This is a genomic window from Prevotella sp. Sow4_E9_plate, from assembly GCF_052116205.1.
Lineage (GTDB): Bacteria > Bacteroidota > Bacteroidia > Bacteroidales > Bacteroidaceae > Prevotella.
The window spans coordinates 135,878-152,637 of sequence record NZ_JBQKLN010000003.1 but is presented as its reverse complement, the minus strand read 5'-3'; the positions used below and the strand labels follow the sequence as shown (position 1 = coordinate 152,637).

The following is a 16,760-nucleotide window of genomic DNA, read 5'->3' as shown; positions in this document are numbered from 1 at the left end:
GCTGACTTCTTACGGCAAGCTTTACTCCGTCATTGTACATCGAATTATTCATCTTCACCCATGCGTCCGTGAGACCTCCTCGGATAAGGGCTTATTCTTTCCATCTTATACCCACTTCATTTACACCAACCATTCCGAATAGCTATGGGACTTTGATTTGTCTTGCAATCTCATCCATGGTCAAATGCCTTATATGAAGTTTCTGTACGTTAGGTCAGATGTTTGCCGCCAGCTTCTTTCAGATTCCACCTCGCAGTGGACACCCTTGCTCTTGGCTATACGATTCCCGCTATTAGGGTTCGTTAGGGACTTGCACCCATTAGAATAAGCTCATGCCGAGCATACAAGAAAAAGGGATATACCTGATGAATGGTATATCCCCTATTATTGATTTACTAAATGATTTTTTATTCTTTAGAAGAACAAGTAGCGGTTGTCCACTACGTGAGCCTTCATATAAAGCTCGTTCATGAAGTTACCAGCATACTGCATAGACTTCTGACGACACTTCTGCTCGTATGTCTTCTCATCGAACTTAACAGGACGGTTAGTCTTGTTAGTAACCTGGAAGAGGTAAACACCAGCATTACCCTTAACAGCATGTGCAGAGAAAGCACCCTTCTTTGTTGCAGAAACAGCACCAGAAAGAGCAGGCTCGCTAGCACCAGTTGCTGCAATGAATGTAGGAGCAGCGAAAGTAATCTGGTTTACAGAAGAAATCTTACCACCCTTAGCCTTAGCAGCTGCGATGCTCTTTACGCCGTTTACCTTAGCCATCAACTGTTCAGCCTTCTTGTCCTTGATAACCTCAGCCTTTACCATCTCCTTTACATCAGGATCGCTCAAGTCGCGGTAACCAATGCGATGAATCTTGTTAAGTACTACAACCAAAAGGTGATTGTTGTCGCCACACTCATAGAGAGGAGAAACTTCACCTTCCTTAGCCTCGAAGATCCACTTCAATGCCTCACGGGTTGAATGTATATTAGCTACATAATGAGAAGCTGTTGTCATATCCTTCAACTCCTGAACCTTGTAACCATTGCCAGCAGCATTCTTCAACAAATCAGCTGAAGCCTGGTTGCCGCTAACGAAGCTAGAGAACTTGTTGTAAGCTGTACGATATGTGCCCTGTGAGAAATCAATAGTCTTCTTGATGACTGCAGCAACATACTTGTTAACCATTGCCTTGCGGTCAAGAACCTGAAGAACTACGTAACCCTGACCCAACTGGAGCTGGTTAAGAGAGTTGACAGAAGCTGTATTCAATGTATTGATGAACGCCCTGTTGTCCTTGTCCATAGTCTGAGCATACTCATACTGCTTTGTTGTCATCCAAGCCTTCTCACCAGTCTGACCATACTTCTTGGCGATAACCTCGAAATCAGCACCGCCAGCGATAGCACCCTGGATAGAGTCTGCCTTGGTTTTAGCCTCAGCTACAGAATTAGCAGCTACCTGGATTACGCGATACTGTACTGAGTCTGGCAACTGCTGCTTGCTAACCAACTTAACGATGTTCAAAGTATTATCAGCAGTATTAGCCTTTACAGCAGAAGTTGAACCTACTGCCATAGAATCCAAAACAGCTGCGATATCAGAAGGATAAGCCTCCTTGCTGACAGGAATACCAAGATAAGATACAGTAGAAGCAGCCTTACGAACAACCTCTGCAGGATCAGCTGCAGCAGCGAGCTGTGTCTGGAAACCAGCGAAATCCTTGTTGAGAGCTGCACGGTCAGCAGCAGAAGCCATCACCTCGATGTCTACATACTTGATGTCACGAGTCTCAACAGGCTGCTTGAAACGAGCCTTCAACTCATCATACTTAGCCTTCAAATCACTCTCCTCAACCTTTACCTTATCGTCCTGGATATCAGAATAAGGGAAAGCAGCCAACTGAATCTGGCTCTCCTCATTCTCCTCCTTGAAAGCCATCTTAGCCTCTACAGGATTTGAAATGAAGCAGTGAGCAAGAAGAGCCTGATACTTCTGAGCCAAAGTTTGCTGGCGAAGAGTCTTCTCGATGAATGACCAGTAGTTGTAAATCTTGGTATACTGATCCATCAACTGAGCGTTGGCTGGGTTAGCCTTCTGAGTCTTATAATCAGCCAAGAACTTCTGGAGAGCAGATACATCGAAACGACCAGTCTGCTGGTTAACGAAAGGAGTCTGCTGAAGCATTGGGTTGGTACCAGTCTTCAAGATGTCCTGAAGTTCAGCGTCAGTAACTGTCAAGCCGAGCTTGCCAGCTTCCTTAGCAATCATCTGATTCTGAACATAAGTGTTCCACACCATGTCCTTAATCTGATTCATCTGCTGCTCAGGAAGATTCTCCTGACCCTGTTGCATTTTAATAACTTCTGTGTACTCATCAACGAGCTTCTGGAATTCCTGCACGCTGATTTTCTCGCCATATACCTCACCAATCTGCTGACGCTCATTGTTCTTTGCAGAATCACATGAACGGAAAGCTTCTTCGGCAATGAAGGCGAAAAGGCCAAAACTGATAATACATACCAGAATGACGCCTCTTTTTCTAATTGTTCCTAATGCTGCCATTACGTTTTTAATTTTTATTTTATTTTTATTTTCTTATTATTAAGTTAGCATCGCCATAAGAATGATGAGGATTCTCAAATCCTTAAAACTAGCCAATTGTCTGCAAAATTACAAAAAATAAACGAGAATAGGGAATTTTTCATTAGCTTTTTTAAAACTGATAACGAAAAACATAAAAAAAACTGAGCCGAAGCTCAGTTTTAACCTAAAATATGAAGTTTAACCAACTCTATTTTACGAGAAGTAGACTTGATTATCTTAAACTCAAAGTGATTGAACTTAATGACTTCGTTCAACTTAGGAAAACTCTGATACTCATGAAGTATCAAGCCACCCACGGTCATATAGTCATCACTCTCAGGCAAATCGAGATTAAACTTCTCGTTCACCTTATCAATTTCCAGTCGAGCTGACAACAGGTAATCCCCATCATCCGTCTGCTTGGCAACATACTTTTCTGCATCATGCTCATCCTCAATATCGCCAAAGATTTCCTCTACGATATCCTCCAGACTCACCAGACCGCTGGTACCGCCGAACTCATCTACTACCACACCGAGCGACTTCTTCTGCTGAAGGAAAGTCTGCATCAGCTTCTGCGCCTGCATCGTTTCAGGAACAAAAGGCAAAGTGCGCACATGATCCTGCCATTTCACAGGATTATGGAAGAGTTCCGAGCTATGGATATAGCCGATGATATGGTCTATATCCTCCTCATATACAATGATTTTCGAGTTACCGCTTTCTATGAATTTCTGACGCAATTCCTCCAAAGACGTATTCTTCTCTACTGCCTGGATTTCTGTACGTGGAACCATACAGTCACGTACTTTGGTATCGCTGAAGTCGAGCGCATTCTGAAATATCTTGACTTCATCATTAATTTCATCTTCATTGGTAGCATTATCAATGCTCGACTGAACCAAATAGTCAAGATCCACCTTGGAAAAGCCCTCATCTCCCGATTCAGTATCCATCTTCATGCCCACCAGGCGAAGCAGAACCTTGCTCAAGAAGGTACTGAACTTGCTTATCGGCCACAAAACCACATAGCATAGATAGGCTATGGGACTGAAGATGGCAAGCAGGCGGTTAGGATTGGCCTTGAAAAGAGTCTTGGGCAAGAACTCGCCAGTAAACAAGACGATCAAGGTAGAAAGAATGGTATCAGCCGGCACCGTAAAGGCCGCATCCATCCCGCTGAAGATTGTATTATCAAACAGTCTGGCTATCAGAATACCATACACGACGAGGGCAATATTATTGCCCACCAGCATCGTGCTGACGAAGCCGTTAGGATGGTTATAAAATAAAGAAATCAAACGTTGCGTAAGACCGTTTTTCTCCTTATCCATTTCCGCCAACATACGGTTGGAGGAAACAAAGGCAATCTCCATACCACTGAAGAAAGCAGAGAAAACCATCGTAATGATTATACCAACGATAAGACTTAAATCAACCTGTTCCATTTATTCTATAATTTAATGCATGATAGGGATAGTCGTCGCCCTAACAGGTGTAGCCTGCTGGCGGATAGGTGCAGCAGTAGAATCACCTGGAGCAGGAGCAGCTCCAGAATCATTCCCGCCAAAGTCACCCTTTTCAAAACTACCTTTAGAATTGCTGACAAAATAGCGAGTCATCTTCTCATCACTCCAGAAATGGGTACCCTGAAGGGTACGCTCCGGTGTGATTAACTTACTGAATACATTGCTGGAAATCTCGTGTCTGTTCTCGTCCCAGGTAAGCTGTTCGCTGCTGAAGCGCAAGCCATCCTTGGTCAGAATTCTCACTCGACCATATAATTTCCAAACACGCTGCTGATCAAAATAATAGGCTGTATCACACTGGATATAGCTATTGATATGAAACTTCTCGTCAAACTGTTCGAGCAGAAGTCCCTTATTGAAAATCCAACGGGAAGGATTGCGATTGGTATTTACCTCCCATCGCTCAGTCACAATACGATATTTGATCACTCCGGAATCACTGATAAGGGTATTGACACCATACGACGTCATCATGGCAACCGAATCCTTGGCATGGATAGCAGCTGCCGTATGCTCCACCTGCTCCTGACAACCTGCCAGAATCATGGACATCAATATTCCTATCAGAAAAGAGTTTCTTAGCTTATACATTATTATATATACGTGCGAGATATGTATTATCTATATGAACGCAGAAGAGATGCAGCAAAGAATTACTGCATCTTCCACTTCTTAAACCAGCCTTCATTGAATGTCAGACCGATATTGATTCGAAAAACATTCTCCTTAATCAAGCCATCAGCTGAGTTCTTGACCCACTGACCACTGATGTTCAGGAGAGAACGACTATTATAGCTGTTCATGATAGGAATGCCGAAACCGGCACTCACTGATATTTCCTTTGGACCATCCACCCCATTCATCTTATAATAAGGAGTAGCATAGCTGGCACCTAAGCGATACTGAACACGCTTCAGGAAAGCACGGTCACGCTCATTGTAGCAATACTGAGCACCGAAATTGAACTTACTTCTATCTTTGTAAATACCGTCTTTCAGGCTATAAGTAGCTTCATTGTTCTTCATTTCGAAAGTAGGATAACCTTCTGCACCCCACTTCTGAAGCGTATAATCAAGACCTACCTTCCACTGGTTGCTATGATTCCACATCAAACCAACACCATACATGGTCGGCAGACTATGAGCCTTGCTTATAGAGAACGGAATGGTATCCGAAGTATTGGTCTGAGCATTACTAGAAATAATGTTCATATCAGCAGAACCTCCCAGATTATGTCCAGGAGTAAAGGTTGCACCCACTGTCACCCAGTCTTTCTTGGTAACCTGCTTAGTATACTGAGCACCAAAATCCAGACGGTAGCTGTTTATCTTCGAATTATAAGTTCTGGTCAAAGTCTTATAATATGCATTGCTGTAACTATTGGTGATATATTTGGTATAATCACCCCAAAGATAGGAAATATTGGCACCAACCGAGAGTCCCTTGATTGGTTCCCAACCAGCACCGACATAAGCCTGATGCAAACCACCCTCACCATGGAAGGTATTGGTATAATAGACATCCTTATCAGATGCATTTACCCAATCAGAAGAAGAATAATCATATCCAATATTAGTGAAAGGAACCACACCGAAACTCATTCCGAGATGACGGAAAAGACGGAAGCCGGCTACCACATACTCGAAATTGGAATTATTGGCATTCTTCTTCACTCCGTTCTCCTCAAAGTTAGTAATCTGACCAGAGATACCAGCATCAAAGATGAAGGTCATGGAATCGAGAGATGCATAGGAAGCAGGGTTCAGATAATTCACCTGATTATGCTCATGAAAACCAAGGCCCACACCATTCATACCACGATTGAAGCCGGAAGTCTGGTCAGACAACACGCCTAAACCATACTGGCTGTATGGAGAATTGGTACCACTTTGGGCATTTGCTAAAAGAGTCGCCCCCAACATGAGGACTGCCATAAAAATCTTTCTCATTTATATATAAAACCGTCAAATTTATATTCAGAGTGCAAAAGTATTAAAAAAAATCTAGAAAAAAGAAGGATAATTGAAAATAATAAGGTATTTTTGCATCGTGAAACGTTTTAAGCATATTTTCGGAGTCATTTTAGCCGTTATTTCAACCAATTTAACTTCTAAGATGATTGCACAGGATTTTTCAGGCAATTATACGTCTGATATTTCTGTGCAGAACAGTCGTGCCTTTGAAAACGCCACGAATTGGCTCGACTCAGTAGATATATCACTTCTTACTTGTGGCCCTGGTCAGGAAGTGTGGTCGTACTATGGACATACCGCTTTGCGCATCCAAGATAAGGTTCATGACAGCGATGTTGCCGTCAACTGGGGTATGTTCAGTTTCAAACAGCCTTTCTTTGTGCTCAGATTCGTCTTCGGACTTACCGACTACCAGATTGGCATATTCCCAATGAGCGACTTCATTGCGGAATATTCAGCAGAAGGCAGATGGGTAAGACAACAACGTCTCCAGCTCTCAAGACAGGAGAAGCTGAAGATTCTGCGTGCCATAGAAGAAAATGCCAAGCCAGAGAACCGCACGTACAGATACAATTTCTTCTATGACAACTGTACCACCCGTGCCCGAGAGATGATACTCACCAACATAGGCTACAGCAACACCAACTTCAAAGACAACAATGTCCGTACTTCATACAGAGAAGAGATACATAAGCTCAATGAGCAAGACCATTGGGCGAGATTTGGAAACGACCTTCTTTTAGGTGTATACGCAGACTCTGATTTAGAGAGAAGGAACTGGGAATTCCTGCCAGACAACCTGAGTAAGGATTTTGCAACAGAGGGAAGAAAAGACTTTGTCAACGAATCTTCGGTAGAAGACGGTGTCAGTCCTGTCACATCAAACGGTTTCATCACCTTGGTAGACAGTACCTTTTATGTAATACCACCAGTCAGTCAGGAGAATGTAGAGCAAGCTAGTGGAATCACCCCACAAGAAGTCGCAATAGGCTTTGCGCTTGTCATAGCTGTTCTTACTATCCTGGAGATTTATCGCAAGAAGAATCTATGGTGGCTAGACACCACCCTACTGGTACTCACCGGATTACCGGGTCTTATCCTCCTGGCGATGGTATTTTCCCAGCACCCTACAGTACAGCTTAATTTCCAGATACTCATCCTCAACCCATTGAACCTCATCTTCGTATGGAAAGTAACGAAAAAGATGAGAAGGGGCAAGCAGTATTGGTATTTCGAGCTTTATGGCTGGCTGCTTCTGCTGTCGCTGTTCCTGCAAATCTGGCAGACCTATGCAGAGGGCATGAGCATTTTGGCATGTACTTTGCTGATTAGAAACGGTATCAAGTCAACCATGCTAGAACTTAACAGCTACGGATTGCACAAATACGTACACAATAAATTTTATAGAAACAAAAGAAAACAAGAAATAACAAAATGATGGTAAACAGATATATCACAGCCCTTTTGGTTGTCCTTGCGGCAACTGGCATGGAGGCGCAGACTTATCAGCAGGCGCTGAAGTTTGCGCTTACGGATATATCCTACGATGAATTCATCCAACAACCGGAAGCGAAGGCATTGGAGGAGGACATCCTCTATGTCCTGAAAGCCATCAAGCAGGCTTCCGAGTATGAAAGCAGCACAGAATATCACTACCATCAGCCGGCTATCATTATAGCGGCAAATACTGACATTCTGACAGATTCACATTCACATATTTATTTTTATCCCGTTATTGCACATAAGTATATGGCACCATACGGGAGCATCGTTATTCGAGGGCCAAACTGCTGATTATTTGCTTTCTGACAGCAAAACAAGCAAGAAATGCTGCCAGAAAGGGCAATAATCGGAAAAATATTGCAGATTTACAGATATTTTTTGTATTTTTGCAAGCTAGTAAACAAAGAACAGGAAAAAGCAGAAGAAGAAAAAGGACTGACAGAGTACATTTGCCAGAACTCCTTTAACTCCTTAACTTCTCCTATTCATATATCATACATCGAATAATAATAAAAAATAAATATACAATGAACTTTAACAAAATTCTTCAGTCATTGTTTGGCAACAAGTCAACTCGCGATATGAAGTTGATCCAGCCAATCGTAGAGAAAGTCAAGGCAGAATATCCTAAGATGAATGCCTTGAGCAATGACGAACTCCGTGCAAAAACAAAAGAAATCCAGAAGTACGTACAAGAGTACGCTAAGGAAGAGAAGGCTAAGATTGCCGAACTCAAAGCTAAGATTGAAGACACTCCTATCGATGAGCGTGAAGGTATCTTCAACCAGATTGACAAGTTGGAGCAGGAAGCTCTCGACAAGTATGAAATCGCCCTCAACGAGGTATTGCCTCAGGTGTTCGCTATCGTAAAGGATACCGCCCGCCGTTTCGCAGAGAACGAGGAGACAGTAGTTACTGCTACTGACTTCGACCGCGAACTGGCTTCTGATCCAAAGAACGACTTCGTTACCATCGATGGCGACAAGGCTATCTATCACAACCACTGGACAGCCGGTGGCAACGATATGAAGTGGGAAATGATCCACTACGACGTTCAGCTCTTCGGTGGTGTCGTTCTCCACCAGGGTAAGATTGCCGAGATGGCTACCGGTGAGGGTAAGACTCTCGTAGGTACAACTCCTATCTTCCTGAATGCCCTGACAGGTAATGGTGTTCACGTCGTTACCGTGAACGACTACTTGGCTAAGCGTGACTCTGAGTGGATGGGCCCTCTCTATATGTTCCACGGTCTCTCTGTAGATTGCATCGACAAGCATCGTCCTAACTCTGACGCTCGTCGCAAGGCATATATGGCTGATATCACCTTCGGTACCAACAACGAGTTCGGTTTCGACTACTTGCGTGACAACATGGCTACCAACCCTAGCGATTTGGTACAGCGCCAGCACAACTACGCTATCGTCGATGAGGTTGACTCCGTGTTGATTGATGATGCCCGTACTCCATTGATTATCTCCGGTCCAATTCCAAAGGGCGACGACCAGATGTTCGAGCAGTATCAGCCACTGGTAGAGAAGCTCTACGAGGTACAGCGCAAGCAGGCTACCGAGTTGCTCGCTGAGGCTAAGCAGAAGATTACTGAGGGAACAAAGAACAAGAACCAGCAGATGCTTGAGGAAGGTTTCCTCTCACTCTACCGTTCTTACAAGGCTTTGCCTAAGAACAAGCCATTGATCAAGTACCTCTCTGAAGAAGGTATCAAGGCTGGCTTGCTGAAGACTGAGGAGTACTACATGGCCAACAACAACCGTGAGATGCCTAAGGCTGTAGAACCATTGTACTTCGTTGTTGATGAGAAGTTGAATTCAGCCGACCTTACCGACAAGGGTACAGACTGGCTGGCTAAGCAGGTTAACGACAAGGAACTGTTCGTTTTGCCTGATATCACATCCCAATTGAGTGAATTGGAAGCACGTACAGACCTGGACGACCAGACTCGCCTCGACAAGAAGGATGAGTATCTGGCATACTATGGTGTACAGAGCGAGCGTGTTCACACCTTGCAGCAGTTGCTGAAGGCTTACACCTTGTTTAATAAGGACGACGAGTATGTTGTCATGGACGGTCAGGTAAAGATCGTTGACGAGCAGACAGGTCGTATCATGGAAGGTCGCCGTTGGAGCGATGGCTTGCACCAGGCTGTTGAGGCTAAGGAACATGTAAAGGTGGAGGCTGCTACCCAGACCTTCGCTACCATCACTCTTCAGAACTACTTCCGTATGTATCACAAGCTCGCCGGTATGACAGGTACAGCAAGCACAGAGGCAGGTGAGTTCTGGGACATCTACAAACTGGATGTAGTGGAGATTCCTACCAACCGTCCTATCCTGCGTAAGGACTTGGATGACCGTGTATACAAGACAGCCCGCGAGAAGTATCGTGCCGTTATCGACGAAATCGAGGAGACACGTAATGCAGGCCGCCCAGTATTGGTAGGTACCACTTCTGTCGAGATTTCTGAGTTGTTGAGCAAGATGTTGAAGATGCGCAACATTCCTCATAATGTATTGAACGCCAAGTTGCACCAGCAGGAGGCTCAGATCGTAGCCGAGGCAGGTCGCTCAGTAAATGGTAAGGGTGCCGTAACCATCGCTACCAACATGGCAGGTCGTGGTACCGATATCAAGCTGACTCCTGAGGTAAAGGCTGCAGGTGGTCTTGCCATCATCGGTACAGAGCGTCATGAGAGCCGTCGTGTTGACCGTCAGCTCCGTGGTCGTGCCGGTCGTCAGGGTGACCCAGGTTCTTCAGTTTTCTACGTATCATTGGAGGATAAGCTGATGCGTCTGTTCGCTTCAGAGCGTATCGCCAAGGTAATGGACCGTCTCGGTTTCGAGGATGGTGAGCGTATCGAAAGCCCAATGATCAGCAAGAGCATCGAGCGTGCTCAGCGCAAGGTTGAGGAGAACAACTTCGGTATCCGTAAGCACCTCCTGGAGTATGATGACGTGATGAACCGTCAGCGTACCGTTATCTACGAGAAGCGTCGCCATGCCTTGATGGGTGAGCGTATCGGTATGGATATCGCCAACATCATCTGGGACCGCGTATTAAACATCGTCAACAACAACGACTTCACCGGTGCTAAGGAAGAGTTCCTGAAGATTCTTGCTATGGAGATTCCATTCACAGAGGATGAGTACGAGAACGGCAGACGCGACGAGCTGGCTGAGCGTGCTTTCCAGGAGGCTATGGCAGTATTCAAGCGCAAGACTGAGCGCATTCAGGCTACAGCCATGCCTATCATCAAGCAGGTTTATGAGAACCAGGGTACTATGTATGAGCGCATCATGGTGCCTATCACAGACGGCAAGCGCATGTACAACATCGCATGCAACCTGAAGGAGGCTTACGAGAGCGAGGCTAAGAGCGTTGTGAAGGAATTCGAGAAGAACGTTGTCCTCCAGATGATTGATGACGACTGGAAGGAGAACCTCCGCAAGCTCGATGAACTCCGCCACTCTGTACAGAACGCAAGCTACGAGCAGAAGGATCCATTGCTGATCTTCAAGTTGGAGAGTGCCAAGATCTGGGACGGCATGATCAACGACATGTACGACCGTATCAGCAGCATCCTGATGCGTGGACAGATTCCAGTAATGGAACAGGAGCAGCAGGTTCAGGAAGCAGCACCAGAGCAGCACACCCAGCAGAACTACGTAGAGAGCAAGGTTGACATCGATGCAGAGCGTGCAGCTCAGGAGGCAGCAGCCAACCAGGATACTCGCGAGAACGCAGAAGTAAACCGCACTCCATACCGTGCAGAGCGCATGCCTCGTCCTAACGATCCATGCCCATGCGGTAGCGGTAAGAAGTTCAAGAACTGCCATGGCAGAAACATGCAGGCATAAAGAATGATTCATAAGAAATGATGATGTTCTCTATATATAATTAAGGTATAGGAACATCCATCATCATAAATAATGATAAGAATACCTAGATTTGATGATACTCTCATCATTTCTAGGTATTTTTATTTTAAATAACACCATTGCTACCGAGTTGCAAATAATTATTAGTATTTTTGCAGTCGAAAAGAAAAAAAGCTGGCAATAAAGCCAGTTTTAAGAGAAAACAAAGTTAATTCAAGGAAAGATATATGAAATTATCAGAACTTAAAACAGGTGAAAGCGGCGTCATCGTCAAGGTATCCGGTCACGGTGGATTCCGCAAGAGAGTCATCGAGATGGGATTCATCAAGGGCAAGAAGGTAGATGTCCTGCTCAATGCCCCACTCCAGGACCCTGTGAAATACAAGATTATGGGTTACGAGGTGTCACTCCGCCACAGCGAAGCTGACCATATCGAGGTGGTTTCCATTGATGAAGCCAAGAACGATGCAAAGCTCAGCAAGACGGAAGAAGAAGACCGCCAACAGGTAATTGACTCTAAAGTAGTAGATTCCAACGATAGCGACGAGCAGGCGCTCGGCGACAAGATGCTCGTGGCTGAAAGAAAAGACAATGCCAGCAACGAGGCTTTGGCTGAGCAGGAAGCTGAACGACTCCACCGCGTCATCAACGTGGCACTGGTGGGAAATCCAAACTGCGGTAAGACTTCCCTCTTCAACTTTGCTTCGGGTGCTCACGAACGTGTGGGCAACTACAGCGGCGTAACCGTGGATGCCAAGGTGGGCGAAGCCGAATACAACGGCTATCACTTCAACCTGGTAGATTTGCCGGGCACCTATTCCCTTTCTGCCTATTCTCCGGAAGAGCTTTATGTGCGCAAGCAGCTCATCGAGCATACACCGGATATCGTCATCAACGTTATCGACACCAGCAACCTGGAGCGCAACCTCTATCTCACCACCCAGTTGATAGATATGCACATCCGCATGGTCTGTGCCCTCAACATGTTTGATGAAACCGAAAAACGTGGCGATAACATCGACTACGACAAACTGGGCGAACTCTTCGGTATCTCAATGATTCCTACCGTCTTCACCAACGGTCGAGGCGTGGATAAGCTCTTCGAGACCATCATCGAACTCTACGAAGGCAAGGAAGATTCCAGCGCTCACTATCGCCATATCCACATCAACCACGGACATGAGATAGAGCACGGCATCGAGCATATCCAGAAATATCTGAAGGCAGATGATTCCATCCGCCAGCGCTACTCTACACGTTACCTCTCCATCAAGTTGTTGGAGAATGATAAGCACGCAGAGGAATATGTAAGTCATCTGAAATCGGCCAAGGAAATCTTCTCAGCCCGTGATGAGGCAGCCAAGCGCGTGAAGGAAGAGACCTTGGAGGATAGCGAAACCGCCATCATGGATGCTAAATACGGATTTATCCATGGCGCATTGCAGGAGGCAGGCTACGAACCGGGCAAGGCAAAGGATACCTATCAGGTAACCCACCTCATCGACAGCATCCTGACCAATAAATATGTAGGATTCCCTATCTTCATTCTCCTGCTGTTCATCATGTTCTCAGCCACCTTCGTACTGGGCGAAATCCCTAAGGGATGGATTGAGGACGGCGTGGCATGGCTGGGAGAATTCATCAGCAATACGATGCCGGATGGACCAGTGAAGGATATGCTGGTAGATGGTGTGATTGGTGGTGTTGGTGCGGTCATCGTATTCCTGCCACAGATTCTGATTCTGTATTTCTTCATCTCTTATATGGAGGATTCGGGATATATGGCTCGTGCCGCCTTCATCATGGACAAGCTGATGCACAAGATGGGCCTGCATGGCAAGTCATTCATTCCGCTGATTATGGGATTCGGATGTAACGTACCTGCGGTAATGGCAACGAGAACCATCGAGAGTCAACGTTCCCGTCTGATTACTATGCTGATATTGCCATTGATGAGCTGTTCGGCTCGTCTGCCAATCTACATCATGGTCATCGGAACGTTCTTTGCCATCCAATACCGTTCGCTCATCATGGTATCGCTCTATCTCATCGGCATCTTCCTAGCCGTGATATTGAGCCGCATCTTTGCCAGTTTCGTGGTGAAGGGCGAAGATACCCCATTCGTAATGGAGCTGCCTCCTTACCGCTTCCCTACCTGGAAGGCGATAGGCCGCCATACCTGGGAAAAGGGTAAGCAGTACTTGAAGAAGATGGGAGGTATCATCCTTGTGGCAAGTATCATCGTCTGGGCTTTGGGTTACTTCCCTCACAATGAGGAACTTGATAACCAGGCACAGCAGGAGCAGAGCTATATCGGCAGAATCGGTAAGACCATCGAGCCTATCTTTACCCCACAGGGTTTCGACTGGAAACTGGATGTGGGCTTGGTATCCGGTGTAGGTGCCAAGGAGATTGTAGCCTCAACGATGGGCGTGCTCTACAGCAACAACGACAGTTTCTCTGACGGTCAGGATTACAACGATGAAGACGGAAAATATGAGGTTTTGAAGAAGCAGATGACTTCTGACCTGAAGAAGACCTACGGTTACAGCGATGCTGAGGCAGCAGCGAAGGCAACGCTCACCGCCTATTGCTTCCTCCTCTTCGTATTGCTCTACTTCCCTTGCATCGCCACGATAGCCGCCATCAAGGGCGAAACGGGCAGTTGGAAATGGACAGGCTTTGCCGCCGGCTACACCACGCTATTGGCATGGGTAGTATCAGCCCTGGTCTTCCAGATAGGAAGCTTGCTTATATAACAGAACAACATGAAATCAGAAAAAGGGTGTGACTAGTCGATTAGTCACACCCTTTTTTGTTTGTTGCTCATAAGAATGAAGACCGTTCTTGCCTTCTGGAAAAAGCAGAAGATGCAGAATAGCAGACGATGAATGAAATTAGGCGATAATTGAATGATAATACAGACACAAATCCACAAAAAAGAGTTATTTTTGCAGTCGAATAACATCAAAAGACAAAAGCTATATGAACAAACGAACAGCAACAAACATTTTGAGTTTAAGAACCTCAGCCATCTCATGCCTGATGGCACTGAGTCTCGGCAACAGCTTTGCCCAAGGTATCACATTCCAAACCGATGCAAGCACCGGTGCCATCGCACAACTTGCCATCGACAACGATGCACAGAAGATGAACTGGGTGCTCACGCTAGACGGCAAGCAGTATAAATGGGTAACCGGCAAATACGGCTGGGGCCTCGGTTTTATGACCGTCAACGGACAAAAGCTGGAATGGCAGACTCCTATCAGCCAGAAGGGAGAACCCGTTTATCAGGCAGGCGACATCCGCATCTCCGTAAATAGAACCCTGAAGAATGGTGAACTCTTCGAGGAATACACCTTCAAGAATACAGGTAAGACAGCAGCACAGATTTCTGATTGGGGAATCTATACCCCATGGAATGATAACTATCCTGATGCTGCCACCTGCATGACCAACCGTTGCAATGCTCATATCTGGGCTGGCGATAACGCAGCATATACCTGCGCCATCCGTATGGGTGCTAATGGTATCTTAACAGAGAAAGCCAAGAACAAAAAGGAAAAGGACAAGAATATCACCATAGAAGGCAGCAACGTGGGCTTGATGCTCACCCAAGGTTCCCTGCCAGATTACGAGGAATGGGAGCGCAAGAAAGAGAATGCCAACTCCAACTTCCGTGGTGTCATCGCCATGGATCTGCCGGACATGACCCTGAAAGCAGGAAAATCATACACCATCGCATGGAAGATTTTCGAGCACAAAGGCAAGGAAGATTTCTATCAGAAACTCCTGGCTGCCGGTGGTGCCATCGCCCAAAGCGACAAATATGTATATCAACAGGGCGAAGAGGTGAAGATTTATCTGGAGAAGAACAAGCTGAGATCGCTCTCTGCTACCGTCACGGGCAAGGATATGCGCAACGGCAAGATTACTTCTGAGCCAAAAGCCATCAAAACCAGAAAGGATGCCAAGGGTTATTATGCTTATTTCAAGGCAGAAGAACTGGGCGAGCAGCGCATAGACCTTATATATAATAAGGTAGAAAGAACGCATGCCACCATTCTCGTGGTAAGTAGCTATGAGACGTTGATAGATAAGCGTGTGAATTTCATCATCGATCATCAGCAGATGAATGACCCGCAGGATGCCCGATGTGGCGCCTACATGGTATATGACAACGAAAAACAAGCCATCTACAAGAATGATGACAAAAGAAAGAGCTACGACTGCGATGAAGGTAGAGAACGTGTGGGTATGGGCATTCTTATTGCCAAATGGTATATGAAACATCCTAGTGAAAAGTTGAAACAATCACTCATCCGCTATGCCAAATTCTATCATGAAAAGTTGCAGACAGAAGATTTCACCACCTATTCCAGAGTAACAAAAGATGGCTGGAACCGCGGTTACAACTATGCGTGGGCAGCCGACTTCTTCTTCCACATGTATGAGATTACTCAAGATAAGCAGTATGCACTCTGGGGATACAAGACGATGCAGGCCCTGTATCATCATACGGGATACGGTTTCTATTGCATTGACATTCCTGTGACCACAGGATTGAAGGCATTAAAAAAAGCAGGAATGATGGCAGAATATAACGATCTCTTGATAGATTTCTCCAAGACAGCAGATGTTTTTATGAGAAACGGCTTGCGTTTCCCTAAATCGGAGGTTAATTATGAGCAATCCATCGTTGCCCCAGCCACCCAGTTTCTCTTAGAGATGTACCTTCAAACCAAGGACAATCAATACTTGGAAGGTGCAGAAAAGATGATGCCCCTGGTGGAAAACCTCTGTGGTAACCAACCTGACTATCGTCTCAACGAGATTCCTATCCGTCACTGGGATTGCTACTGGTTTGGCAAGCGCCAGGTATTTGGCGATACCTTCCCACACTACTGGACCTGCATCAATGCCAACGCCTACTACTATTATGCCAAGGCAACAGGCAAAGAACAGTATATGAAGATGGCGAAAGAAATCGTAAGAAACAACCTCTGCAATGTCTTCGAAGACGGAACAGGAAGCTGTGCCTTTGTTTATCCAAAGCGCATCAATGGCGAAAAGGCTCACTTTGCCGATGCCTTTGCCAACGATCAGGATTGGGCACTCGCTTACTATCTGTTAATCAATGAATAGCTTTCTATCTGATAGTAATCGAACAAATGTTCCATCAGATAATTTAAAGATAAATAATAAAAGACTCTATAAAGAAAAAGTCCGATAAGAGCTACGTCATCATACTCTTATCGGACTTTTGTTTTTTTATAACC

At 45.5% G+C, this 16,760-nt stretch carries 9 protein-coding genes; 5 read left to right on the top strand and 4 right to left on the bottom strand.

Annotated elements, in window-relative coordinates; translation table 11 throughout:
- Positions 1-414 precede the first annotated feature (414 nt).
- From ACTQ53_RS02315 to ACTQ53_RS02300, 4 genes are all read right to left on the bottom strand, one after another.
- Positions 415-2,562, bottom strand: a complete 2,148-nt coding sequence (locus ACTQ53_RS02315; RefSeq protein ID WP_441931877.1) for a peptidylprolyl isomerase — start codon at positions 2,560-2,562, stop codon at positions 415-417.
- 200 nt (positions 2,563-2,762) lie between these two features.
- A complete protein-coding gene (locus ACTQ53_RS02310) occupies positions 2,763-4,031 on the bottom strand; it encodes a hemolysin family protein (protein ID WP_294971474.1) in 1,269 nt (422 codons plus the stop codon).
- Positions 4,032-4,043: 12 nt separating this feature from the next.
- The gene (gene lptC / locus ACTQ53_RS02305) at positions 4,044-4,703 is read right to left on the bottom strand and encodes an LPS export ABC transporter periplasmic protein LptC (RefSeq protein WP_295346286.1); all 660 of its coding nucleotides are present in this window, start codon (positions 4,701-4,703) and stop codon (positions 4,044-4,046) included.
- Between the two features lie 62 nt (positions 4,704-4,765).
- The gene (locus ACTQ53_RS02300) at positions 4,766-6,061 is read right to left on the bottom strand and encodes a hypothetical protein (RefSeq protein ID WP_441931875.1); all 1,296 of its coding nucleotides are present in this window, start codon (positions 6,059-6,061) and stop codon (positions 4,766-4,768) included.
- A 100-nt stretch (positions 6,062-6,161) separates the two neighbouring features.
- Here ACTQ53_RS02300 and ACTQ53_RS02295 point away from each other — a divergent pair, with 100 nt between their 5' ends.
- The 5 genes from ACTQ53_RS02295 to ACTQ53_RS02275 all read left to right on the top strand — a co-directional run bounded on the left by ACTQ53_RS02295 (position 6,162) and on the right by ACTQ53_RS02275 (position 16,626).
- On the top strand, positions 6,162-7,523 hold the full coding sequence (locus ACTQ53_RS02295; protein WP_441931874.1) for an Lnb N-terminal periplasmic domain-containing protein: 1,362 nt from the start codon (positions 6,162-6,164) through the stop codon (positions 7,521-7,523).
- The gene (locus ACTQ53_RS02290) at positions 7,520-7,879 is read left to right on the top strand and encodes a hypothetical protein (protein WP_295346291.1); all 360 of its coding nucleotides are present in this window, start codon (positions 7,520-7,522) and stop codon (positions 7,877-7,879) included. Before ACTQ53_RS02295 ends, ACTQ53_RS02290 begins: the two co-directional genes overlap by 4 nt.
- A gap of 236 nt (positions 7,880-8,115) precedes the next feature.
- Complete coding sequence (gene secA, locus ACTQ53_RS02285) at positions 8,116-11,460, top strand: preprotein translocase subunit SecA (protein WP_441931873.1); 3,345 nt, start codon at positions 8,116-8,118, stop codon at positions 11,458-11,460.
- Positions 11,461-11,708: 248 nt separating this feature from the next.
- Positions 11,709-14,240 (top strand): ferrous iron transport protein B, encoded by a 2,532-nt coding sequence (gene feoB / locus ACTQ53_RS02280; protein ID WP_441931872.1) that lies wholly within the window; start codon positions 11,709-11,711, stop codon positions 14,238-14,240.
- Positions 14,241-14,466: 226 nt separating this feature from the next.
- Positions 14,467-16,626 (top strand): six-hairpin glycosidase, encoded by a 2,160-nt coding sequence (locus ACTQ53_RS02275; protein ID WP_441931871.1) that lies wholly within the window; start codon positions 14,467-14,469, stop codon positions 16,624-16,626.
- The last annotated feature ends 134 nt before the right edge of the window (positions 16,627-16,760 follow it).